Source organism: Corynebacterium sp. HMSC074C04, assembly GCF_001838295.1.
In the GTDB taxonomy this organism is placed as follows: domain Bacteria; phylum Actinomycetota; class Actinomycetes; order Mycobacteriales; family Mycobacteriaceae; genus Corynebacterium; species Corynebacterium amycolatum.
Genome location: NZ_KV836272.1, coordinates 899227 through 922354, shown reverse-complemented (window position 1 = coordinate 922354; position 23128 = coordinate 899227). Strand labels below are relative to the sequence as shown.

The window sequence follows — 23128 nt, the reverse complement described above, 5'->3', positions numbered from 1 at the left end:
GGGGGGGGGCTGGGCATTGGGCGCTGCGGTGTCGAGTGTCGGGTTGAGCCAAGCTGGGGGCTGGATATGGGCGAAAAGTACCGGAGACCGCCGAAGGGCGCTCGAAGTTGTCAAGGCCGTTATGGAGGTCAGGGCACAGAAAAAGCCCCACGCATCATGTGCATCAAATGCAACATGAGCGAGGGGCTATCGCCTGAAATCGGCGGGCAGTCTAGGTCAGCCTCGGCCAACCAGACCAGCCAGACCACCCAGGGGCAAGCAGTTAGTCCTACTTCTTCAAACCGTCGATAATCTCGTTGAACTCAGCGGACGGACGCATAACTGCGGAGGTCTTCTCATCGTCCAGCAGGAAGTAGCCACCCAGATCAGCTGGGGAACCCTGAGCATCAATCAGGGTCTTGGTGATGGACTCTTCCTTCTCCGTGAGGGCCTTAGCAACCGGTGCGAAAGCTTCCTTCAGCTCGGAGTTCTCGTCCTGCTTGGCCAGCTCCTGTGCCCAGTAGAGAGCCAGGTAGAAGTGGGAGCCGCGGTTGTCGATCTCGCCAGCCTTGCGGGAGGGCGACTTGCCCTCGTCGAGCAGGGTAGCGGTTGCCTTGTCCAGGGCCTCGGCCAGGACGCGCGGACGTGAGTCGTCGTCATCCTCAGCGGCATAGCGCAGGGACTCGGCCAGTGCCAGGAACTCACCCAGGGAATCCCAGCGCAGGTGGTTTTCTTCCTGAACCTGCTGGACGTGCTTCGGGGCGGAACCGCCTGCACCGGTCTCGAACAGACCGCCGCCGGCCATCAGCGGCACGACCGACAGCATCTTAGCGGAGGTGCCCAGCTCCATAATTGGGAACAGGTCGGTGAGGTAGTCACGCAGAACGTTACCGGTTACGGAAATGGTGTTCTCGCCGCGGCGGATGCGCTCGAGGGAGAACTTGGTGGCGGACACCGGATCCATGATGCGGATATCCAGACCCTCGGTGTCGTGATCTGCCAGGTACTCGTTGACCTTGCTGATCAGGTTGTTGTCGTGCGCACGCTGCGGGTCCAGCCAGAACACTGCAGGGTCACCAGTGATACGAGCGCGGTTAACGGCTAGCTTCACCCAGTCGCGGATTGGGGCGTCCTTGGTCTGGCAGGAGCGCCAGATGTCACCCTCGGCGACGTGGTGCTCAATCAGAACCTCGCCAGCGGAGTTGATGACCTGCAGGACACCGTCAACCGGAACCTGGAAAGTCTTGTCGTGGGAGCCGTACTCCTCAGCCTTCTGAGCCATCAGGCCGACGTTCGGGACAGATCCCATGGTTGCCGGGTCGAAAGCGCCATTGGCGCGGCAATCATCGATGACCGCTTGGTAGACGCCGGCGTAGGAAGAGTCCGGGATAACAGCGAGAGTGTCGCTCTCTTCGCCGCTCGGGCCCCAGCCCTTGCCGCCGTTGCGGATTAGTGCAGGCATGGAGGCGTCAACGATGACGTCGGACGGAACGGGGAGGTTGGTGATGCCCTTGTCGGAGTTCACCATGTAGAGGGCCGGGCCCTCCTTCAGGTCCTTTTCAATCGCGGACTTGACGGCTGCAGCGGTTGCGTCGTCAAGCTTGTGCAGGCCGTCGAGGATAGCGGCGAGGCCATAGTCCGGAGTCAGGTTGGCAGCGGCCAGCTTGGACTCGAACTTCGGGAAAACAGATGGCAGGAAGGCCTTGAGGACCTCGCCGAAAATCAGCGGGTCGGAGACCTTCATCATGGTGGCCTTCAGGTGGACGGAGAACAGGATGTTCTCGCGCTTTGCGCGACGGATCTGAGCGCGGAGGAAGTTGTCCAGGATGTGGACGTTCATGCCCGTGCCGTCAATAATCTCGCCCTTGAGGACCGGCATGTCCTTCTTCAGGGTGATGATATGGCCGTCGTTGGACTCGAGCTGGTAAGTCAGCTTGTCGTCTTCCGGCATGACAATGGACTTCTCATTGTGGCGGAAGTCGTTGGAGGCCATGGTGGCGACGTTGGTCTTGGAGTCTGCGGACCAAGCACCCATGCGGTGCGGGTGCTTGCGGGCGTAGTTCTTCACCGGCTCCGGAGCGCGGCGGTCGGAGTTACCCTCGCGCAGTACCGGGTTAACGGCAGAGCCCTTGACCTTGTCGAACTTTGCGCGGTCGGCGGTCTCCTCGTCGCCTTCCGGCTGCGACTTGTACTTCGGAATGTCGTAGCCCTTTTCCTGCAGCTCTGCGACAGCGCGCTTAATCTGCGGGACGGATGCAGAGATATTCGGCAGCTTTCTGCTCGTCCGAAAGGCGCTCCGGGAACTGAGCCAGAATGCGGCCTGCGAGGGAGATGTCGCGGGTTTCAACATTGACACCAGCCTGGCTTGCAAATGCCTCCACGATTGGCTTCAGCGAGTAGCTCGCCAGCAGAGGGGCTTCGTCAGTACGGGTCCAAATAATTGTCGCCATAATTCATGTCTCCTATCTGTTTTGTTCCACGATAACCCAGTTTTGAATCTTGGGTTGTGTCGGGGCATAGCGCAAAAACAGTGATAGTGATATGAATAACGCAATTATGTGAGGTAAGTCACGAAATGCGTTTTTATTTGTCGCTTATTCACCGCTTTTCATTCCATTTTTCGCTTTACGACGGTCCCCGCGCTCAGGCCCCTCAAATACGAAAAACCGCGCTGGGGTGTCGTGCACGCCGGCGCGGTGGTTCAGGACAGCTTAGTTAGTTCTGCGTATTGTTCGGAGGATTGTTCTGGCCGAACTGGTAGCCCTGAATGTTCTGAGACTGGGGGTGCTGCGGCGCATATACCTGCCCCGGGGCTGACTGGGTAGTCCTGACCAGTTTCTGGCCGCGGAACCATGCGCGCATGTCCTTGAGGAACATAAGAACGCAAGCGGCGATCAGCATGGCACCTGCGAGGAAGAGGACTACATCCACCCAGGAGCTCAAGAACAGGAGGGGGATGATGGTCATAGTCAACGCCAGTGGTGCCACGGTGACGCAGAAAAAGATTGGTGCCGTTGAGTCTTCGCCGCGGAGAATGGAGTGAATCCAGTATGCGGTCAAGGTGACAAGCATCATTCCCAGCAGTAAAAGGATTGGAACGAGAACGAGGGCGGCTGCAGCGCCCATCATGTAGCCAATACCCTCCCAAGAATCACCCAACGATGACTCTAGGCTGCCGAGATTGTTGGCGCCCTGGATGCTGAGCTTGATTGCGTACAGAACTGTGATGATGCCAATCAAGGTTGAAAAACCGACCAGGCCGGTAGTAATTCGGGGAATGAGCGGCATGCGCTGCCACATGTTCTGCAGTGTGGCGTTTGCCGGCAGTGGCGGTACATCCGTGGTCACCGTGGTGGTTACCGTCGCAGGTCCGTTTTGAGTTGGGGCGGACCACTGTGCTTGTTGATTCTGCTGTGCCGATGACGGCTGCGACTGGGCTTGCTGGGCTTGCTGGGCTTGTGTCTGGAACGAGGATTCCTGCGCAGTGGGTACCGGGCGATTTGCCAGCCCGCGCAGCGTCGCGATGGTGATGGTGGCGTTCTCATCGGCCAGCAAAGCGTCGTATTCGCGACGACGTCCCTCATCGCCTAGCACTTGCAGCGCAGTGAGCTTCTCCTGGAACTCGCCGGAGTACTCCGAGACACCAGCATCCCGCAGTTCAGAGAGCTGACTAGAAAGGTTTGCATGGAGCTCTTCGGTGCTGGCTGCGCTATCCAGCTTCAGAGACTCGTAGAGGTTATAGCGGTCGCCCATAGCGGCTCAAGATCCTATCGGTATTGCAGTTCGAAATATCTTTTCAAACAATTTACCCGGTAGCTAGTACGGCAGCATCGAAGACCCGGAGCGCTCGATGGTAGGAAGTCCGTGGCGCTCGGAGGGCATTGGTAGCCCTCGGCAAACAATGCCGATTGCACAATGTATTAGAAGAACGTGAGTGAGTGACTACCGCCAATGGCTGTAGATGTTATTCCGCGCACAAATACCCGGGGAACAGACGGATTGAATAGCGAAATTTTTGTGTTGCGGAGTAGAGTCTCATTTTTCCCTTTCGACTCCCCTCGCGGTTTTGCGAGCCCGTCTTGGGTCGAAAATCGAGGGGAACTGAGAGCCCACCAACTGGCGTAAGAAGAGAAAAGGAGACGGTCGCAATGACGTCGTCAAGCGAAGTAACAACCCACAACGACGACCACAAACCGCGTGCACGTCGTGTGGGAGCGTTTAGCTCGCATCGCCGTCCTGTTCCGGTGCAGGACGACATCTCTGATCTACGCCGAATCTTGGTGATTGTGGCTCTGTCGGTCGGTGCATTCGGCATCGGCGTTACTGAGTTTGTGGCCATGGGCCTGCTGCCTTACATCGCTGACGCCTTCGGACGCGATGAGGATGCCGCGGGGCGCATGATTTCGATGTACGCCCTCGGTGTTGTCGTGGGCGCACCGCTGATTACCGTGCTGACCGGTTCGATTCCGCGCAGGCGCATGCTACTGCTGCTGATGGCGGCATTTACCATCGGCAATGGTGCCACGGTATGGGCAGGCACACTGGGGTCTTTCGAAGCTGTCATGGTCTCCCGCTTCATTGCCGGTTTGCCGCACGGTGCGTATTTCTCGGTGGCTGCTCTGGTGGCGGCCTCCCTGGCTAAGCCAGGGCAGCGTGGAAAGATGGTGGCCCTGTCGGGCGTGGGGCTGTCGGTGGCGACTGTGATAGGTGTGCCGGCCGCGCAGGTGCTGGGGCAGATGTACGGTTGGCGCAGTGCCTTCGCGTTTGTAGCGGTCATCGGCCTGATTGCACTTGTTTCGCTGTGGTTCGCTGTGCCGCATATGAACCGTATGCCGAAGACGCGTCCGATGGATGAGCTCTCCGCCCTGGTGACACCGCAGGTGCTGCTGACCGTCGCAATCGGCACCGTTGGTTTCGGCGGAATGTTCGCGGTCTACACCTATATCACTTGGACCATGACTCGCGAAGCGGGCATGAGCGAAAACCACATCTGGATTGTGCTGATGGCCTACGGCATCGGCATGGTAGTCGGTACCTACATTGGCGGATGGCTCTCCGACCGCATCGGGGAGTGGGGCATCATGGTTGCGCTGGTGCTGATGGTAATCATGCTCAGTGCTTTCTACTTCACCTCGCAGAATGCTGTGCTGGGCACGATCAACTTCCTCCTTATCGGTCTGCTGGGATCGGTATTGGTACCGAATCTGCAGACCCGTCTGATGGATGTCGCAGGTCGCGCACAGACGCTGGCGGCAGCTCTCAACCAGGCCGCATTGAACATGGCCAACGCATTCGGAGCCGCGCTCGGTGGTTGGGTCATCGCTTCCGGTTATGGCTACCGCGCACCGGCTTTGGGCGGCGCAACGTTGGCGATGCTGGCTATCTTCATCGCTCTGCCGACCATTGTTCTGTACCGCCGCTCACAGGCGAAGAAGTCCGAGCGCATCGAACTGCGCTAGAGGTCTACAAGGCGTAGCGTACGCATAGGTAACGTATGAGGGCATGAGCCTTACAATCGCGACAATCAATGTCAACGGCATCCGCGCCGCCGTCAAAGAGCGCAGCGAAACCAACCTCGGACTGTTGGAGTGGCTGAAGCACACCAGTTCCGATGTCGTTTTGCTGCAGGAAGTCCGCGCCACCGACGACCAGGCACGCAAGGCCCTCGCGCCCGCTTTCGATGCCGGATGGCATTGGGTCGGCGCTGAAAACCTGGGTGCCAAGGGGCGCGCCGGGGTGGGCATTCTCTCGCGCTTTCCGCTTAACGACGTCCAGGTGGGCATCGGCTCGGAGGAGTTCGAAGAATCCGGTCGGTTTATCAGTGGGGTTGCCCCGGCAGCGGATACCGGCCTGGATGCGGATGTCCAGATTGCCAGCCTCTACCTGCCGTCCGGTGCCGCGCTTAGTGAGAAGCAGGATGAGAAGTACCGCTTCCTCGATGCCTTCTCTGATTACCTGGCGGAACTGGGTGCCAAGGGGCGCGACGGTCACCACGCAGTTATCGGCGGCGACTGGAACATCTGTCACCGCGAACAGGATTTGAAGAACTGGAAGACCAACCGCCGCAAGAGCGGCTTCCTGCCACAGGAGCGCGCCTGGATGGACTCGGTCTTCGGCTGCTGGCCCGATGAGGTTCCCCAGGATTCGCAGGTTCAGGCCAGCGACAAGGAGCTGGAATCCGGTGCCTTCTCCGATGGTTCCGTGTGGGAGGCCCCGGCGCCCAATGCAGATCCGGTGTGGTTTGATGTCACCCGCCGTCTTCACCCAGAGGCCGACGGCCCTTGGTCCTGGTGGACCTACCGCGGTAAGGCGTTCGATACAGATGCCGGCTGGCGCATCGACTACCAGGCGGCAACCGAACCAATGCTCAAGCGTGCCGTCAGCTCGGTGGTGGACAAGCCTGCCGCCTACGATCTTCGCTGGACGGACCACGCGCCGGTGATCGTGGAGTACGCCTAGACTCGGCACGCGCCTAGGCCGCGGACTAGTATGCTCCGACTCCAGCGAATTCTGGGATCAACTCCGGCTCGGGAGCGGTTACGAGATGTCGGTTCTGCCGCAACATGGAGGCAATGCCGTCAACGATGGCGTCGGCCCATTTGTCCTGCATAGCCGGGTCGGCCAAATCGCGGGTGAGTTTTTCAGCGCCCACCGCTCCCAGCGATAGCGCAACCGTCGGCGCATGCGACCGCGAACTCTGGTTCACCGCCACTGCCGGCGCCAGACCGGTACGAAACTCTGTTGGCACCCCGTTTGTGCTGTAACTGCTGTGCGGATTGAAACCTCGGAACACCATTCCGTCACGCACACCTGCCGCCAGCTGCCAGTCAGCAGGGTCATCGTCCTTTGGCTCGAGGGACTCCACCACAGCGGATACCGAAAAACCACGATCGCCGATGTTATCCCCAGAAAGGGTCTGGTCCTCTGATGAGCGACCGACAATTACGGTGGCTGCGCTCTCCGTGCCGTCGGCAAGCGAATGCGCGCCAACGATTGCGCCGCGCTGACGGAGCTTCTCGTTGGCACGTTGCACGATGCTGTCGATGTGAGCGGAAGTATCCCCACTCAAACGCAGTGCGCGAGGCAGGTCAGCGTTGATAGTCTCGATGGCCCCGCGGCGAGAGTCGACGGTGATATGCGCGCCGGCGAGCGGATCGGCAGCCTCGTCGGGGGAGGGGATGATCGGCTGGCGCGGAGGCATCCACAGCGGATTGGGGCGCGCCGGGCGGTGTGGGGAACTGTTGACAACAGCGTGCAACTCTTCAGGTGAAAACATCTTGTTGACCGCGAAAATCATCACAGAACCGTCGTGATACACGGGCGTGAGCCCCGGCGCGTGCCATGCCCAGGAACGCATCGACAGCGCCTCCGTGCCATCCGTGTTCACACCTGGCGGAGAACTAATGATGTAATGCACGCCCAGTTTTTTCGCCATGGCATCGAATTCCGGATGTGAGCCCAGCAAGTCAACGTTTGTCGGCAGCTTCTTGCTTGCCTCGGCAGTTTTGTCGGAGAAGGAGAAATGGCGGAACAGCGTCGGCAGCCCAGCGATGGCGTACATCCACGCAGAACCGTCACGACGGTCATTGAGGATATGCCCCTCAAACGCATGCGGCTGCTCGGACAGCCAATCAATAGCTTCCATGTCCGCAGCGGTCACAAACGTGCTTCCGAAACTTCCACGAATTGCCTCGCGCTGAGCAGGCCCACTCACCCAGGTCGCAGGCACAATCGCCAGTGCCGCTACGAGCCCCATCGCCAGCGCAGGATTCCACGACTTGACCGGCTGATTTCGCTTTGCGACGATCCACTGCGCCGCAGCCACAATCGCGACAACGGCAGCCGCGACTGCGTAGCCGACCAGCACTGCGCGCAGAATTCCCATAACCGCCTGCATACGGTACGGCATGTCGTAGAAGAAAGTGCCAATAAACTTCAGATAGGTGCCGAACGGCTCATCCCAACGGGACTGCGCACTATCGGACACCACAAAGAGCAGCCCGAAAGCCAGTGCCGGCCACGGCGCCCACGGGCTGTCTGGTAGGCGAGAGACCAGCGCCACCACCAGGCCGATGAGCACAAGAACCAGAACAGTCTGGGAAAAGATGGGCTCGTCAGCATAGCGGGAAAACCCGATAAGAGTCCGCCACAGTGATTCGGAGCGGGAAATCTCAATTTGGCCGGTAAAGCCCGCAACGGATTCACCTTGCCCGCTAGCGGACAATGCTGCCGGGAGAGTCATCACCAGTGAGAGCGCTCCGATAATTAGTGTGCGAGCGAGGCCACTGACACTCGGTTGGGTGATCAACCACAAGCCAACAAAGAGCACAGCAGCAATTGCGCCGGCCGGGTGGGTGATAAACGTGCCGACCAGGGCAAGCGTAGCGGGGACAATATAGCCCCGCATGGTCAAAGCCGCAGCGATCGGCAAAGTGGCCACCGCGAGCAGATACGGCATGGAGGATGTGCGCCAAAGAGCCACCCAAATCTCCGGAAGCATCAGCGTCGCGACGGCAGCTGCGGGACCGGCATAGGCCGCCCACTTAGGGCCAACTGCGGTGCGGGCTAGCACCGCAGTTGCTGCGGGCAGAAGCAGCGCCGGGGCCAAGAACGCAAACACGTTGGAATCGAGGAAAACCGAGCCGGGCAGCAGCCCCGCCACGGCATGCCAGCCGGTGGGGTAGAACATTTCGGCTCCGGTCTCCTGATTCATCAGGTCACCGGCCGCGGTGGGCGAGGCTATTGCATGCTCGTCAATGAACCGGAGAAAGTTGGTATGCCAGAGCATATCCCAGGCCTCGCGGATAGCGCCGGGGCCACCGGGGACGTCGTTAAGCACGAGCATGGCGCGCATCGAGCCGACTACCGTGACCCCGGCGACAATCATCGCGGTGACAACGCCGGAATCGAAGCCGTCTTCGGGCGTTGCCCGGGGGATGAATCTGCGCACCAGATAGCCAATGGCACAGAACCATGCCCACATGCCGGCCACGAAGAGCCAGGTGTAATCCAGCCCAAGCGCGTGAGACGACCATGCGGAAAAACCGATCACACCCATCGTTAATGGGCCGGCAGATGCCAACGCGAGCGTGGGACGTAGCCCACTGACCCAACCGAGAACTGTGCCTGGGATCAGCAGGATGAAGACGGCAACCGCAATGGCAGCGAGCATGGGACTCCTGACGGATAAGAGAATTGAATTAGTCCAATAATACCTGTGGGTTAGTTCGGCACTTGGGACGCGAGCGCCTAAGATTTGAAGAAGGGCTGATGAGACTTCAGCTGCTGTAAAGCCCAAGCGCGAATTTGCGCGAGACTTGAAGCGAGCTCGGTGCGGACCCGGAAAGGAGAGGACATTCACAGTGAAAAACGGCGAGAGAGATAACAAGCGGCACCAGATGGCCGATTTGGAAGCCATCGCACGGAGCCTGCAGAACGATCCTGGTACTGCTGTCAATGTCCCGGTGGTCGTGACTTCCGGTGTCATCGTTGCGTTTATCGTGCTGTCTTTTGCCTACGCGTGGCCACTGTGGATTTCCCTCGGACTCATTGTTCTGCTGGGAGTCGTCATGGTCGTGTCCTACACCCGCAGGCCTCCCGTAGCTCCACTGGAGTTGACCCAGGGGGAGCGCGAGCGTGTTCGACGTGTTCTCTCTGAACACGGCATCCGCCCGGCTGTCACGCTGGTGCGCGCACTGTACCCCGAGGAATCGCCAGCCGCTGCAGCGCGAACCGTCAAATTGCTATCCGATCGAATGCTTGTGGAGCAAGGGTACAAGGGCCGTCAGGACTAGTTTTTGGTGGTCGCTTTCCCGGTAGTCGACGTCGATTTAAAGACCGGATATTAAGGATTGGCGTTCCTGTAAAGCCTGCGATGTCGTCGAAATGGGTACGTCGCCGACTCTCCACTATGAAGCTCGCGCTAAACTTATTGGCTATGAGTGAAAGCAAGGGTCCTGAAGCAACTAATCCTGCACCGAGTGCTCGTAAGCAGCGCGTTCTGTCCGGCATTCAGCCGACCGCAGATTCCTACCACCTGGGCAACTACCTGGGAGCATTGAAGAACTGGATTAATCTGCAGGATGACTTCGACGCTTACTACTTCATTCCAGACCTGCACGCCATCACTGTCGAGCAGAATCCGAAGGAGCTGCGTCAGCGCACTATCGCAGGTGCCGCACAGCTGATTGCACTTGGTATTGATCCGGAGAAGTCGGTGCTGTTCGTGCAGTCGCATGTGCCCGAGCACGCGGAGCTCGGATGGGTGCTGACCTGCTTGACTGGCTTTGGTGAAGCCAGCCGTATGACGCAGTTTAAGGACAAGTCCTCTCGTCAGGGCGCGGAACACACCTCCGCTGGTTTGTTTGCGTACCCGATGCTGATGGCCGCCGACATTCTGCTCTACCGCCCACAGCTGGTGCCGGTGGGCGAGGACCAACGCCAGCACCTCGAGCTGACGCGTAACCTGGCGCAGCGCTTCAACTCCCGCTACAAGAAAACGTTCGTTGTGCCGGATCCGCACATCATGGAAGGCTCCGCCAAGATTTATGACTTGCAGGGTCCGACCTCGAAGATGAGCAAGTCGGGTGCAAACCCGAAGGGCATTATTAATCTGTTGGACGACCCAAAGGTCTCTGCCAAGCGCATTCGCTCGGCCGTTACCGACAACGATGGCGAAATTCGTTTCGACCGTGAGAACAAGCCGGGCGTATCCAACCTGCTGGTCATTCAGTCGGCGTTGACCGACAAGCCTGTCGACGAGCTCGTTGCCGGCTACGAAGGCGCAGGCTACGGCCAGCTGAAGGCTGATACCGCAGATGCGCTGGAAGCATTCACCACGCCACTGCGTGCTCGCTATGAGGAGCTCATGGCTGATCGCGGTGAGTTGGAACGAATCCTGGCCGAAGGCGCTGACCGTGCCCGTGAAGTTGCCGCCAAGACACTTGCAGATGTGTACGAGCGCGTCGGGTTCCTGAAGGCTGCCAACCGTTAATCCAGCTGTAGACTCTGCGCTTCAGTCTCCGTACCGAAAGCTGGCACGTTAAGGTAGAGGACATGGCAACCTCTACTCAAAAAGATCCGAAGAGAACGGACCGCTATGGCATCGAGCGTGTACACGCCGATGAACCGAGCGCAATCGACCGCCTCCGCGAAAAGTGGACGTGGTTCGATCACATTATGCGGATGCAGGAGCGCTACTCTGAGCAGGGTGGCAACTTTTTTGCCGCCGCTGTCACGTACTTCTCCGTGCTGTCGATTTTCCCCCTTATCATGACGGCATTTGCCATCCTCGCGCTTGTGTTGCGTGGTAGTGAGCAACTGCTCGAGCAAATTCAGTCCGCTATCACAGACTCCATCGATGGGTCGATGGGCGACACCATCAACGCAATTATTGAAGGTGCGATCGATCAGGCCGGTGGCGTTTTCACCGTCGGTTTCATCGCCACCCTGTGGTCGGGTCTTAGTTGGATGAGCAACCTCTCCAACGCAGTGACACAGCTGTGGAAGCGCCCGCTAGGCGCTAGCAACTTCGTGATGGGAAAGGTTCGCGACCTGCTGCGTCTGCTGGGCATGCTGGTTATGATCCTGCTGACCTTCGCTGTCACCGCGGCCGGCTCTTCCGGACTGACACAGTCCCTGCTGGACAAGATTGGTCTGGCCCATGTCCCGGGAATCACAATAATCGCAGGATTGATTGCCATCGCCATTGGTCTCGTCGCCAACTGGCTGCTGTTCTTCTGGATGCTCGCTTTCCTGCCACGCGGGGGTGCCCCGTTCCGCTCTGCGGCAAAGGGCGCGATTATCGGTGCGATTGGCCTTGAGGTTGTCAAGCAGCTCGGTAGCGTTTTCTTCTCCAACGCCCTGTCGAACCCGGCCGGTGCAGTTTTCGGTCCGGTCATCGGTTTGATGGTCGTCTTCTACCTCATCTGGCGCATCACTATGTACGCCACTGCCTGGACCGCGACGACCGAAGAAGCGCTTGCCGACGAGGAGCTGGATGCGCCTGCTCCTGCTGTCATTAACGTCCGTGCGGAAGCGGCCAACCCGTCCGGATTGAACCGCCTGCTCGGTTCGAAATAATTAGCCGCGATCGCGTCTGCCGAAGCGGTAGGTGACCATCGCAATCAATGCGATGACACCTACGATGGCAGCGCTGACAGTAATTTTCAGCCCGGTTCCTGTTGACTCGTCGTCCAGGATATCGGGCAATTTTTCTACCAACGTATTCTCAGTCGCTTCCGCTTCGAGGACACCGACAGAGCTGTCCTGCGGGGCCGCGAAGCCGGCGTCGAGAAGCGATGCTGCCTGCTCCCAGGGGCGCGGTGAATCCTCCACAGTGGCGTCGAGGATGATGACGCCGAGACGACGGCCGTCGCGCTCAGCCACCCCAGCGAAGGTGTGACGGGCATCGTCGGTAAAACCGGTTTTGCCTCCAAGCGCGCCGGGATAGTCCTGGGCAATCAGCTGATTGTCGTTGGCGATTTCGAAGTCATCGACCTCGAGAGCTTTGTCTCCGGGGATGGTGGCCAGGCGGGTGGCCGAGAGTTTGCGATAGGTCTCATTGTTGAATGCGTGCTGGAAGAACAGTGACATGTCGTATGCCGACGTCATCTGGCCCGGGGCATCGAGACCAGTCGGGTTGACCACTCGCGTATCCGTCGCCCCCAATTTCTTTGCCAGGGCGTTGACCTTTTCGGTGGTCTTATCCATGCCACCAAGTTCGCGGGCCAACGCGTGGCCGGTGTCGTTGCCGGAGTTGAGCAACAGGCCAGTCAGGAGCGTTTCTACCGAGTAGTTCACGTCCTCGACGATGCCGACACGAGAGCCCTCCATGTTCGCGTCCTCGAATGTCGCTTTAACCGAGGTGTCGAGTTTCAAATCCTCGAGCGCCTCCATCGCCAGCAACACCTTAATAATCGATGCCGGACGGTAGCGGCCGTGCGGGTCCTTCGCCGCAAGGACATCGCCGGATTTCAAATCGAACACCGTCCATGCAGAGGCGGAGAGGTCTTTCGGGACGTCAAACCCCTCACCGCTGACAATGCCGCAGGCGGACATTTTGCTACCTCCAGTCGGTTTTTGGGGAACCGGAAGTGGAGGGGGAGATGTTTCGCCGGGAGCCGGAACCTCCGAGGAGTCCACTGGTGCTGGTGGGAGGGTCTTGTAGGGGCAGCCCTCCGTGTCACGGATGTCAGGTGCGGGGCCGACAATCGGAGTGTCGTCGGTAAGCGAGGTGCTCTGCGCCATGGCTGCGGGGGCAGTGCTCGGCAGAAGCAAAGCGCTGGTGGCTAGCAGCGTAACGGCAGACGAGTAGCGGCGAGAGGGAAACATGATGAAATAAGGGTAGTAAAACGTCACTCGGAATGACGTATTTCTCGTGTGTGGATGGGGGAAAACGGGGGAGGGAAAGCCTTTGTGCAAAGCAGAAATACGATTCCGCGGCAGTGAAGTAGAAGCGGAGGGCGCAGTACCGATAGTCTGGCCATTATGACTAATTCTTTGCACAGTGATGCTCAGTCTCTGGACACACAGTCTTCGGCATCGAATCTCGATGAGATGCGCAAGGTTGTCGCCAGCCTGCCCAAGGTACTGCTTCACGATCACCTTGATGGCGGCCTGCGCCCGCAGACCGTTATCGACCTGGCCGCGGACTGCGGTTACACCGATCAGCTGCCCACCACCGACGTGGATGAACTGGAGAAGTGGTTCATTGACACCGGCAACTCTGGCTCGTTGCCGAGCTACCTGACTGCCTTCGCGCACACCTGCGCCGTCATGCAGACCGCTGAGTCGCTGACGCGCGTGGCGCGTGAGGCCGTCGAGGATTTGGCTGCCGACAACGTTGTCTACGCTGAGCTGCGCCTCGCTCCGGAAAACCATCTGGAAAAGGGCCTGGATATGCAGGCTGTTATCGACGCTCTGGTCGAAGGCCTGGCGCAGGGTGAAGCCCATGCCGCCGCTGAGGGAAAGCACATCACCGCACGTCTGTTGGTCTGTGCGATGCGCCAGAATAACAATTCCAAGGAAGTCGCACAGCTGGTCATCGACAACTACGGGAAGAACTCCGACGGGTACGTTGTCGGTTTTGACATCGCTGGACCGGAAAACGGCTTCCCGCCGGCTAACCACGCCGAAGCATTCACTATGCTGCGGGAGAACCTCATTCCGGTCACCATTCACGCAGGTGAAGACGCCGGTGTGGATTCGTTGCAGGACGCTGTCGTGCAAGGTGCTCGCCGCCTGGGGCACGGTGTGCGCATCTACGAGGACTTCGGTGCTTCCCTCGAGGGCATCGAATGTCAGGAGGTTGCCTCCGCTATTCGTGACCGCCAGATTCCGCTGGAAATCTGCCCGACCTCCAACGTTCAGACGGGTGTCTGTGACAGCGTTGCGGATCACCCGTTCTCGCTTCTCGACGATATGAGTTTCGCCTGCACCGTCAACACGGATAACCGTCTGATTGGTGCGACTTCCATGACCAGGGAGTGCATGGAGCTGGTGGAGAACTTCGGCTACGGCTACAGCGAGCTGTTCGAACTGACCTCGAATGCGCTAAACAATGCATTCGTGGATCTGCCGACCCGCGAACACATCATGGACACCATTATTTACCCCGCTTACCTGCAGCTTATCGACAACAGCGACGAGGACATCGAAACTGATGTCAACGGTGCGGGTTTCGGTGCCGAAGACGAGCTGAACCTGACGCTGGACTAGCCAGCGCCGGCCAGCTTTGCTGGGTGGGAGCTAGATCTTGGTCGTAAACCGAGCGGCCAAGTCCTTCTCCAGCTGCCTCCAGCCCTTGGCCTCATCGTCGTAAGGCGGAACTGGCTCGGACAGCTCTCCGGTGTCCAGCAGGAAGTTCAGCAGCCACTGCAGCTGCTGATTGCCCGCCAGTACCTCGTTCACGGCATCATCACCAGCCCAGTCAGCGGCATCTGCGAGTAGCTCGTACGCGCGGGCGAGCTGGGCGGTGTCCACGGCGTTCGGGCCCTTTTCAATATCCTCGGCCAGACCGGTAAACGAGTACTCATTGTCCTCGTGCACCACGGCCTCTAGCTCACCTGCGTTGGCTGCAGTGATGATTTCATCCCACGTCGTCAGCGCCGACATGTCGTGATGCTTGTTCTCCAGCAGCCAACGTACCATCGTGCGTGGCTGCGAGAACGTGTGAATCTCACCGGCGCTGCCCAGGAATAGCGGGCGACGCCCCATGTAACAACGCAAGGTGTAGAGCGTGCGGCCAGCGATGGAGATCTTGATCGGGTCGATGCCAGCGTTGGCCCACACCGTCTGATCGTACGGATCGCCGGCGGTCTCCTCTGCGGCCTTCTTTTCCTCTTCGCGCTTCTTCTCCGCTGCTTCACGACGCTCACGCTCCGCGGCCTCTGCTTCCTTTAGTGCGACTGCAGCAGTGGTTTCAGACTCTTCATCGATGTTCGGAGTATTTGCGCCGATGGCGTCGATAGCGTCAATGCAATTGTCCCAGTTGGTCAAGATGACACTGCCGATAGCTGACCACTGAGCGGCGCCACCGCCCTGGAAGTGATCAGCACCATTTTGTGTGGCAGCCAGGACAGAGTGAGAGGCGAACATCTGGTTGATCGGATTGAGATCCGCGATCGCACCAATCGAGCGAGTGATGGCAAGAATGCGGTCTGCGCGCGAAACATGGTCGTAGTCGGCCCGGCCAGCCAAAATTTCTGGCAGCCCAATCAGGTCATAGCGGTGGCGTGGCGCCGCGATGGCCGCTCCCGGTAGCTGCTGGTTGAAGTTGCGCCAGCTGGGGTGCTGCGTGAAGTCGTGAGGAGCATCCGACTGAAGGAAAGCCAGGAGCTTTGCCGCTGATGAGAACAAATAGATGTCATCGCCGCGGCCGAGCAGAGCCTGCCACTCGGAGCCACCTTCACGCCAGCTTGGAGCCCACAACGTGTAAAAGGTGCCCGAGGTCAGCTCGAGTTCGATAGGAACGATGCCTTTCCTGGCCATAGTTTTCGTCGCAGCCCTTCTGCTTGTCGGTGATTGTTAAAACTCAAAAATTGTCATACCTGCAGCGCCCCCACGGGTGGCAAGTTTGCGTAGTCCTATCTTAGAAGTTTTACGACGCAGATACCCACCGCACTATCCGGTCGGGCGGTAGAACCCCTTAAACGGCATGCCGATGTTGGTTGTACGCACGGGGTTTACCTGTACCGGATCGCCCGCTTCGACCATCTTTCCGTCGCCGATAACCATGGCGACATGGCCGTCCCACACTGCAAGATCGCCAGGCAGCAGTTCATCCTGGCTCACCTGTCGGCCGACGGCCTGTGCTTCTGCCGTGCGGGGAATATCAACACCAGCTTGCCCGTAGGCCCAGTGCGTCAAGCCTGAACAATCGAGCGCCTGCCCCGGAGTATTTCCGCCCCAACCATAGGGCGTTCCCACGGCACTGAGTGCAGCTTTCACCGCAGCTTGGGCTTCTGGTGTCGGCGCGCCAGCCCCGCATCCGCAGGCACCGGCGCGCCGCCCGAATCGGACGACGCCCACGAACCATCTGCAGCGTCGGTAGCGCTGGCCAATCCTGGGGTGTTCGTAGACGTAGAAGCGAAGGCGGCTTGGGGCCTCCAACTGCGTCGGACGGGGTGGGGCAGGGGTGTCCACCGCGGTGCTTGCCTGCTGTATCAGCGACTGCACCAGAGGCCGCAGTTCTTGTTCTAGTTTCATGAGCCGCGCAATGGCCTGTGAGATCGAGGAACTGGCCGCTGAGACTAGGCTGGCACCGGTTGCGGCGAGACCTGCGGGCCCCGCAGCCGTCGCAGTCAGCGAGCCCATGGCGGAAGTAACAAAATCCATGGCAATCCGGGCCAAATCAGTGGCCGCTGACATTACTGCGGCTAGGCCCTTGGCAATGTCACTGTCAATGGTTCCGGCGCGAGCTTCCAAGTCGGCTGCCGCATTTGCAGCCTGTTTGAGGCTTGTTCCCGCGGCTCCTGCCCCGGAACGAGCACCATCGCCCCAGTTGCGGTCAACGGAATCTGCCACAGAGCGCCAGGCAGTACTCGCGGCGGGGATTGCGGCCCCAGCAAGTCCTGCCAGTGCGGGCGCGATGGCAGGACTTAGCTGTTGTGCAATCGCGCTGGGGACTTCCGTAAGTAGATTGGTGGGAAGCATCACGCACCGCCAATCCCGCGAGCTGCAACGGCTCCCATTTTCGGTGAAATGGACTGCAACGCATGTGCGCCTGCATCTTCAGCAGTGGACACCGCAGAGACAAGAGCGTTCAGTGCACGAGCAGCGCTGGTGCCGTACTCATTCAGCTCAGCCACATGCTCATGTTGGCGCTGTAGAGCAGTGGCTGCAGCGTGACAGAAGGGGCCGGCAAACGGGACGTCGCCAAGCGAGTGCAGTGCGCTGATGTCCAAGGCAGTGCCGCTGTCCTGCTGCGACAATGCGTCAAGGCGCGCGGCATTGGCAGAAATAAGCTCTGGCACCAGCGTAAAGACTGAGTCATTCCCGCTAGTGGCCGGAGAGAGAAATGATTGGCTGTGGGGACTGTGCGGTGATGGACGGGACAAGATTTACGGCCTCTCTAGGAAATTCGCGTGTGGTTAAACACTCAGTGCTGTGGCAGAACGGCTAGCGAGGTTCGGACGGCGACTGAGTGGCAAGTGGATTTGGTAGTAAGCGGGCTTACACAAATGGGGCGCAGTAAAAAGCCCTCGTATTGTTAGGCGCGAAAAAGGCCGATTCGGTTCCATCTTTTTTGCGGAACGCGTTTTCAGAAACTTGCGATGCCGGCACCAGAGCGGCAAAAGCAAAGCAATGTATTTTGGAAGGCATGGAGATTACCGTTGTCAACCATCCCTTGGCACAGTCACGTTTGACCATTCTGCGCGACGCGCGCACTGATAACGCGGGCTTCCGTGCGGCACTCGCCGATCTGGGCGCAATGCTGATTTACGAGGCAAGCCGGGAGCTGCCCGTCGATAACTTCGATGTTCAGACCCCAATCACCACCGCGCCGGGTTACCGTCTGCAGGATCCGCCGATTATTGTTCCCGTCATTCGTGCGGGGCTTGGCATGATTGATCCGTCGCTGTCGATGATTCCGGATGCGCAGGTGGGATTTATTGGCTTGGCTCGTAATGAGGAAACCCATGAGCCGGTGCCGTACCTCGAGGCGCTGCCGGAGGATTTGTCCGGGCGCACTGTCTTCCTGGTCGACCCAATGCTGGCAACCGGTGGTTCACTGCTGCATGCCCTGAAGCTGTTGGCAGATCGCGGAGCGGACAACATCACGGCCGTGTGCATCATTTCCGCACAGCAGGGTGTCGACGCCTTGAAGGAATCCGGTTTCCCGGTGCGTCTTGTCACCACTGTGGTGGACCCGGATCTTAACGAGGATGCCTACATCGTGCCGGGGCTGGGAGATGCGGGCGACCGCCTCTACGGTCCCCGCAACATTGATCTTTAAGTTGATTTCTTAGGCAGTGCCCCAGGCTTCTGCAGCGTACTTTTTGACGACCTCGTTGTCCTTGGTCACAAGAACTCCGTCGGGGGACATCTGGTACTTGTACGAGCCGTTTTGTGCAACAACGCGGTCGCCCTCATCGACGATGATGTCCATCGATCCGGAACCCTGTGGTGTATCGGAGCGGTAGTACTTCTCGCCGGAGCGTGTCTCACAAGCAGCAGCCTTAATTCCCTGTTCAGCGGCGACAACAGCAAAAGCTCGGTCGCCGCTGTCGCAGCGTGCGGAGCTGCCCACGAAGCCCAGGCCGTCCAGGTCGGAGCGCCCAGTGCCGAAGTCCTGTCCCTCCGGAGCTGATGTCGGCTCGGAGCTCGTCGTCGTGGATGACGAAGACGTGGTGCTCGGCGTCGACGACGAGGAAGATGTCGAAGTGCTCGGCGTGCTTGACGACGTCTCGGAGGTCTTCGACGTAGTTGTCGTCGTGGTGGTCGTCTTGCTCGTAGAAGTCGAACTCGTCGAGGACGGCGGTGTCGAACTGGGCGACGTCGGCTGCGAGGAGGAGGGGACCTCCGGACGCTGGGGCTCATCACTATTGTTCAGCGACAGGCCGATGGCGATGCCGATGACGACCACGAGTGCTGTGGCCACGATGATGATGGGGATGCTGAGAGACTTAGGTGTGCCATTGCCGGACATGCCTATTATCATCGCAGACTTCCTCAAAATGTGAAACATCTGATAATTGAAGAGGTCAAAGTTAAAGAAGTGACTCCTGGTCATGTGTACGTCTGGCGCTGACATTCAAGCGCTTGCCGGCCACTGCTATCGCTGGCCCAGTCGTCGGTAGGCCTCTTGTTACGGCCTGTCGATGGAGCGCTTACACTGGAGAGTTGTGATTGAGGAGTTTATTAAGCACTGGTGGGCCGAGCATGCGAACGAGGTTCTCGAGTGGCGGCGGCATCTTCATGCGCACCCAGAGCTATCTCACATGGAGCACGCCACCACGGCTTTTGTGGAGGAGAAGCTGCGTGCTGCAGGGCTGAAACCAGTGCTGTTTCCCAACACCGGCTTGATGGTTGACATTGGTGAAGCCGAACTCGCCGGTAGTGACGCCGGAGGTGAACTCCCAGGGCGTCTCGCTTTCCGTGGTGACATAGACGCGCTTCCAATTACTGAGACCACGGGGCTGGAGTTTGCCAGCACCAACGATGGCGTCATGCATGCCTGCGGGCATGATTTTCACACCGCGATTACGCTCGCGACGGCATTGGCCATGGCTGAGTACCACGAGAAGCACACGTTGCCTACTCCGCTGCGTTTCATTTTCCAACCGGCAGAGGAAGTCATGGTTGGCGGTGCGCCCGAAGTTATCGCTGCCGGTGCGCTCAATGGTGTTGAACGTATTTTTGCTGTCCACTGTGAGCCGAAGTTACGTGTCGGTCACGTTGGCGTTCGAACAGGTGCCATCACCTCTGCAGCCGACACCCTGGAGATTCAGGTGCATGGTCCGGGCGGGCATACCTCTCGTCCGCAGATGACGGCCGATGTTGTCTATGCGCTGGGTAAATTGATTGTAGATTTGCCGGGCTTGCTGTCGCGACGCGTCGATCCTCGTACGGGCACCGTGCTGACGTTCGGCTCCGTTCACTCCGGGTACGCGCACAACGCGATTCCGTCGGAAGGCAGCGTCAGTGGCACCCTGCGCACCGCGGACATCAAGACCTGGCGCGACATCGATCCACTTGTGCGCGAACTGATTGAACAGGTCCTCGCTCCGACCGGCGCCGATTGCACCATCAACTACGAGCGTGGCGTGCCGCCTGTGCTTAACGACGAATACTGCACCGCCCTGATTGCGGAAGCGGTGCGACGAGTGGACGAGAATGCTGTCATTCAGGCCCCACAGTCGTCCGGCGGCGAGGACTTCGGTTGGTATCTCGAGCACGTCCCGGGTGCGATGGCTCGTCTGGGCTGCTGGTCCGGTCGTGGAGACAAGCACGATTTGCACCGAGATGATCTAATCGTGGACGAGCGTTGCCTGGGCGTTGGTGTGAAACTCTTCGCTGGCATCGTCGCACGCTATGAGGATGGCGCGCAGCCAACCATGACTGTCCGTTAGAATATTGGGGCAAAGCGGGGAAAATGCCTCCCGCGGTAGTTACATTGTGATATCCACGGCAACTTTGGAGGATTTGTGGCACAGAGGATCGTAATCATTGGCGGCGGCCCAGCCGGCTACGAAGCAGCGCTGGTTGGCGCCAAGTACGGTGCTGAAGTCACTGTGGTTGAGGATGCCGGTATGGGCGGTTCTTCCGTCCTGTGGGATTGCGTTCCCTCTAAGGCCTTCATCGCGGCGACGGGCGTTCGTACCGATATGCGCCGTGCGGACGAGATGGGTCTTCGCCCGGACTTCTCCCAGCGTAAAATCGACTTCACTGCGGTCAACGAGCGCGTTAAGCGCCTGGCGCAGCAGCAGTCTGACGATGTTCGCGCACAGATGGAGCGCGAGGGCATCAAGATGCTGCAGGGCCGCGGTCGTCTCGATGACCACGACCCGGGCCGTGTAACTCACTACGTCACCGTCGACTTGCTCGAGGGCGGCGAGGTCACTCTTGAAGCCGACCTGGTGCTGGTCTGCACCGGTGCGTCCCCACGTATTCTGCCGGGTGCGATTCCTGATGGTGACCGTATTTTGACCTGGCGTCAGGTTTACGAACTGGAGGAGCTGCCGGAGCACCTCATTGTGGTCGGTTCTGGTGTTACCGGCGCTGAGTTCGTATCCTCTTTCACCGAGTTGGGTGTGAAGGTCACCATGGTCGCTTCGCGTGACCGTATCCTGCCGCACGAGGATGCTGACGCTGCAGATGCCCTGGAGGAGGTCCTGCTGGAGCGCGGTGTGGACGTTGTGAAGAACGCCCGCTGTGATCTTGTCGAACGCACTGAGGACGGCGGCGTTCGCGTCGTCACTTCCGACGGCCGTGAGGTCTTCGGCTCCCACGCGTTGATGACCGTTGGATCGATTCCGAACACTGCGGATATGGGGCTGGACGCAAGTGGTGTGAAAATGACCCCGTCTGGCCACATTCACGTTGACCGTGTTTCCCGCACCAACGTGCCGGGCATCTACGCTGCCGGTGACTGCACCGACTTGTTCCCGCTGGCTTCCGTTGCAGCTATGCAGGGTCGTATTGCGATGTACCACGCCCTCGGTGAAGGTGTTTCGCCAATTCGCCTGCGCACCGTTTCCTCGGCAGTGTTCACCCGCCCGGAGATTGCGACTGTTGGTGTCTCCCAGGCTCAGATTGAGTCCGGTGAGGTCTCCGCTCGTGTTGAGGTTTTCCCGCTGGCAGGTAACCCGCGTGCGAAGATGCGCTCGCTGCGCCACGGCTTCGTCAAGCTGTTCTGCCGTAAGAATTCCGGCATGATTATCGGTGGTGTGGTGGTCGCTCCGACCGCCTCGGAGCTGATTCTGCCAATTGCTGTGTGTGTTTCCAACCAGCTCACCGTCGATGACCTGGCAAGCTCCTTCTCTGTCTACCCGTCGCTGTCTGGCTCGATTACTGAGGCTGCTCGTCAGCTGATGGCACACGACGATTTGGATTAATGCTGGTATCGCGACTGGCAGCATGACCGGCCGCACTCGTAATTAAAACAAGCCGAGCCCCGAAAGTGGGGCTCGGCTTTTTGGTTGTGCAATAAGAACGTACCGATGCGCTTATGCTGTGCTTACTTGCTGGAGAGCTCAGCGTACTTAGCGGTGACTTCCTCCACAGACGGATTCGTGGCGTGCTCGCCATCGGAGTACAGCACAGTCGGCACAACGCGGTTGCCGTCATTGACGGACTCAACCCACTTCGAAAGGTCGTCGTGCTTTTCGACGTCCCAAGCCTCAAACGGAGTGCCGTTTTCCTTCAGGCCAGCAATGAGGTTCTGGCAGAAAGGGCACCAGGCCGCAGCGTAAATGGTCACGTGTTCGGTGGTCTGTGGAGTCTTCACATCAGTCATACTTAGTCCAACGCGCGGACCAAGGCCGATATTCCATTGCGCAATACGTCCGCCGGGCAGTAGCCCCACCTCAGAGCCTTGCTAGGCAGCCTTCCCAGATGCTCTTCGGAGGCTTTCCTTCCGAGGCTTTTAAAGGAAGCTAATCCTCTATGCGCCGCCATGTGCAGAAGCGGTAGCGTAGGCCGGTCGTTGACGTCTGCCACGGGCCATCCTCAATGCGGACCCAGTCGTAGAGGTCGGGAGCCATGACCGGTACCGGGACATTGACATCAGTATCAATGTCGGTGACCACGCATTCGTCGGCAAGCGAAAGTGCATCGCGATAGACACGTCCGCCCCCGATAATCCATGCTGCGGGCTCGTCGGCGACGGCTGCGAGTGCCGCTTCGAGACTGGCTGCGGATTCACCGCCGGGGAAATCGGACACGGAGCGTGAAAGGACGATGTTTCGACGACCCGGGAGTGGACGGAACTTGGGATTCAGCGAGTCCCACGTGCGGCGCCCCATGATGACTGGTGCGCCCATCGTCGTTGTTTTGAAATGCTGGAGATCTTCAGGCAGATGCCAGGGCATAGTCGCGCCGTCGCCGATAATGCCGGCCCGAGACTGCGCCCAAATCATCCCTACAAACGGGGGCCTTGCACTGGTGGAAGCGGTGGACTCGTTCATGTCGACACTCACCTTTCGCT

18 protein-coding genes and 1 pseudogene are annotated in these 23128 nt (G+C 59.3%); 9 read left to right on the top strand and 10 right to left on the bottom strand.

Features of this window, described 5'->3' with window-relative positions:
* Positions 1-268: 268 nt before the first annotated feature.
* A pseudogene (locus tag HMPREF3011_RS08435) lies at positions 269-2429 on the bottom strand (NADP-dependent isocitrate dehydrogenase).
* Positions 2430-2694: 265 nt separating this feature from the next.
* Positions 2695-3732: a hypothetical protein gene (locus HMPREF3011_RS08430; protein WP_038627775.1), complete on the bottom strand. Its 1038-nt coding sequence runs from the start codon at positions 3730-3732 to the stop codon at positions 2695-2697.
* Between the two features lie 395 nt (positions 3733-4127).
* On the opposite strand from HMPREF3011_RS08430, the gene HMPREF3011_RS08425 reads away from it, so the two are divergent.
* Positions 4128-5438, top strand: coding sequence for an MFS transporter (locus HMPREF3011_RS08425; RefSeq protein ID WP_038627777.1), 1311 nt, complete (start codon positions 4128-4130; stop codon positions 5436-5438).
* Positions 5439-5481: 43 nt separating this feature from the next.
* Positions 5482-6438, top strand: coding sequence for an exodeoxyribonuclease III (locus HMPREF3011_RS08420; protein ID WP_038627780.1), 957 nt, complete (start codon positions 5482-5484; stop codon positions 6436-6438).
* Positions 6439-6463: 25 nt separating this feature from the next.
* On the opposite strand, the gene HMPREF3011_RS08415 is transcribed toward HMPREF3011_RS08420, so the two are convergent.
* Positions 6464-9151, bottom strand: a complete 2688-nt coding sequence (locus HMPREF3011_RS08415) for a DUF6541 family protein (RefSeq protein ID WP_038627782.1) — start codon at positions 9149-9151, stop codon at positions 6464-6466.
* A 190-nt stretch (positions 9152-9341) separates the two neighbouring features.
* Here HMPREF3011_RS08415 and HMPREF3011_RS08410 point away from each other — a divergent pair, with 190 nt between their 5' ends.
* The 3 genes from HMPREF3011_RS08410 to HMPREF3011_RS08400 all read left to right on the top strand — a co-directional run bounded on the left by HMPREF3011_RS08410 (position 9342) and on the right by HMPREF3011_RS08400 (position 12060).
* Positions 9342-9773: a hypothetical protein gene (locus HMPREF3011_RS08410; protein ID WP_070560858.1), complete on the top strand. Its 432-nt coding sequence runs from the start codon at positions 9342-9344 to the stop codon at positions 9771-9773.
* Positions 9774-9916: 143 nt separating this feature from the next.
* The gene (trpS, locus tag HMPREF3011_RS08405; protein WP_038627786.1) at positions 9917-10972 is read left to right on the top strand and encodes a tryptophan--tRNA ligase; all 1056 of its coding nucleotides are present in this window, start codon (positions 9917-9919) and stop codon (positions 10970-10972) included.
* A gap of 62 nt (positions 10973-11034) precedes the next feature.
* The gene (locus tag HMPREF3011_RS08400) at positions 11035-12060 is read left to right on the top strand and encodes a YhjD/YihY/BrkB family envelope integrity protein (protein WP_038627788.1); all 1026 of its coding nucleotides are present in this window, start codon (positions 11035-11037) and stop codon (positions 12058-12060) included.
* Here the strand turns inward: HMPREF3011_RS08400 and HMPREF3011_RS08395 are convergent, their stop codons facing one another.
* Entirely contained in the window at positions 12061-13311 is a 1251-nt protein-coding gene (locus tag HMPREF3011_RS08395) for a D-alanyl-D-alanine carboxypeptidase family protein (protein WP_038629395.1), read from the bottom strand.
* A 156-nt stretch (positions 13312-13467) separates the two neighbouring features.
* On the opposite strand from HMPREF3011_RS08395, the gene HMPREF3011_RS08390 reads away from it, so the two are divergent.
* Positions 13468-14697 carry an adenosine deaminase gene (locus HMPREF3011_RS08390; protein WP_038627790.1) on the top strand — a complete coding sequence of 410 codons (1230 nt, stop codon included), beginning with the start codon at positions 13468-13470 and terminating at the stop codon, positions 14695-14697.
* A 30-nt stretch (positions 14698-14727) separates the two neighbouring features.
* Here the strand turns inward: HMPREF3011_RS08390 and HMPREF3011_RS08385 are convergent, their stop codons facing one another.
* The 3 genes from HMPREF3011_RS08385 to HMPREF3011_RS08375 form a co-directional block, all read right to left on the bottom strand.
* A complete protein-coding gene (locus HMPREF3011_RS08385) occupies positions 14728-15969 on the bottom strand; it encodes a hypothetical protein (RefSeq protein ID WP_038627792.1) in 1242 nt (413 codons plus the stop codon).
* Between the two features lie 132 nt (positions 15970-16101).
* On the bottom strand, positions 16102-17004 hold the full coding sequence (locus tag HMPREF3011_RS08380; protein WP_246821478.1) for a C40 family peptidase: 903 nt from the start codon (positions 17002-17004) through the stop codon (positions 16102-16104).
* Positions 17005-17132: 128 nt separating this feature from the next.
* On the bottom strand, positions 17133-17453 hold the full coding sequence (locus HMPREF3011_RS08375; RefSeq protein WP_038627794.1) for a hypothetical protein: 321 nt from the start codon (positions 17451-17453) through the stop codon (positions 17133-17135).
* Between the two features lie 347 nt (positions 17454-17800).
* Here HMPREF3011_RS08375 and upp point away from each other — a divergent pair, with 347 nt between their 5' ends.
* Positions 17801-18436, top strand: coding sequence for a uracil phosphoribosyltransferase (upp, locus tag HMPREF3011_RS08370; RefSeq protein WP_049171962.1), 636 nt, complete (start codon positions 17801-17803; stop codon positions 18434-18436).
* A gap of 9 nt (positions 18437-18445) precedes the next feature.
* On the opposite strand, the gene HMPREF3011_RS11110 is transcribed toward upp, so the two are convergent.
* Positions 18446-19129 carry a hypothetical protein gene (locus tag HMPREF3011_RS11110; RefSeq protein ID WP_141737476.1) on the bottom strand — a complete coding sequence of 228 codons (684 nt, stop codon included), beginning with the start codon at positions 19127-19129 and terminating at the stop codon, positions 18446-18448.
* 172 nt (positions 19130-19301) lie between these two features.
* Between HMPREF3011_RS11110 and HMPREF3011_RS08355 the strand changes: the two genes are divergently transcribed.
* Together HMPREF3011_RS08355 and HMPREF3011_RS08350 are read left to right on the top strand one after the other, a co-directional pair.
* The gene (locus HMPREF3011_RS08355; protein WP_187402553.1) at positions 19302-20552 is read left to right on the top strand and encodes a M20 family metallopeptidase; all 1251 of its coding nucleotides are present in this window, start codon (positions 19302-19304) and stop codon (positions 20550-20552) included.
* A 75-nt stretch (positions 20553-20627) separates the two neighbouring features.
* On the top strand, positions 20628-22037 hold the full coding sequence (locus HMPREF3011_RS08350) for an NAD(P)H-quinone dehydrogenase (RefSeq protein ID WP_038627803.1): 1410 nt from the start codon (positions 20628-20630) through the stop codon (positions 22035-22037).
* 122 nt (positions 22038-22159) lie between these two features.
* Here the strand turns inward: HMPREF3011_RS08350 and HMPREF3011_RS08345 are convergent, their stop codons facing one another.
* Together HMPREF3011_RS08345 and HMPREF3011_RS08340 are read right to left on the bottom strand one after the other, a co-directional pair.
* On the bottom strand, positions 22160-22438 hold the full coding sequence (locus HMPREF3011_RS08345) for a mycoredoxin (protein WP_038627805.1): 279 nt from the start codon (positions 22436-22438) through the stop codon (positions 22160-22162).
* 139 nt (positions 22439-22577) lie between these two features.
* Positions 22578-23108 (bottom strand): dihydrofolate reductase, encoded by a 531-nt coding sequence (locus HMPREF3011_RS08340; RefSeq protein WP_038627807.1) that lies wholly within the window; start codon positions 23106-23108, stop codon positions 22578-22580.
* Between the last annotated feature and the right edge of the window lie 20 nt (positions 23109-23128).

Bases quoted from the DNA above. Each gene is read 5' to 3' on its own strand.
- HMPREF3011_RS08430 (WP_038627775.1), bottom strand. From the start codon at position 3,732: ATGGGCGACCGCTATAACCTCTACGAGTCTCTGAAGCTGGATAGCGCA.
- HMPREF3011_RS08425 (WP_038627777.1), top strand. From the start codon at position 4,128: ATGACGTCGTCAAGCGAAGTAACAACCCACAACGACGACCACAAACCG.
- HMPREF3011_RS08420 (WP_038627780.1), top strand. From the start codon at position 5,482: ATGAGCCTTACAATCGCGACAATCAATGTCAACGGCATCCGCGCCGCC.
- HMPREF3011_RS08415 (WP_038627782.1), bottom strand. From the start codon at position 9,151: ATGCTCGCTGCCATTGCGGTTGCCGTCTTCATCCTGCTGATCCCAGGC.
- trpS (WP_038627786.1), top strand. From the start codon at position 9,917: ATGAGTGAAAGCAAGGGTCCTGAAGCAACTAATCCTGCACCGAGTGCT.
- HMPREF3011_RS08400 (WP_038627788.1), top strand. From the start codon at position 11,035: ATGGCAACCTCTACTCAAAAAGATCCGAAGAGAACGGACCGCTATGGC.
- HMPREF3011_RS08395 (WP_038629395.1), bottom strand. From the start codon at position 13,311: ATGTTTCCCTCTCGCCGCTACTCGTCTGCCGTTACGCTGCTAGCCACC.
- HMPREF3011_RS08390 (WP_038627790.1), top strand. From the start codon at position 13,468: ATGACTAATTCTTTGCACAGTGATGCTCAGTCTCTGGACACACAGTCT.
- HMPREF3011_RS08385 (WP_038627792.1), bottom strand. From the start codon at position 15,969: ATGGCCAGGAAAGGCATCGTTCCTATCGAACTCGAGCTGACCTCGGGC.
- upp (WP_049171962.1), top strand. From the start codon at position 17,801: ATGGAGATTACCGTTGTCAACCATCCCTTGGCACAGTCACGTTTGACC.
- HMPREF3011_RS11110 (WP_141737476.1), bottom strand. From the start codon at position 19,129: ATGTCCGGCAATGGCACACCTAAGTCTCTCAGCATCCCCATCATCATC.
- HMPREF3011_RS08355 (WP_187402553.1), top strand. From the start codon at position 19,302: ATGGAGCGCTTACACTGGAGAGTTGTGATTGAGGAGTTTATTAAGCAC.
- HMPREF3011_RS08345 (WP_038627805.1), bottom strand. From the start codon at position 22,438: ATGACTGATGTGAAGACTCCACAGACCACCGAACACGTGACCATTTAC.
- HMPREF3011_RS08340 (WP_038627807.1), bottom strand. From the start codon at position 23,108: ATGAACGAGTCCACCGCTTCCACCAGTGCAAGGCCCCCGTTTGTAGGG.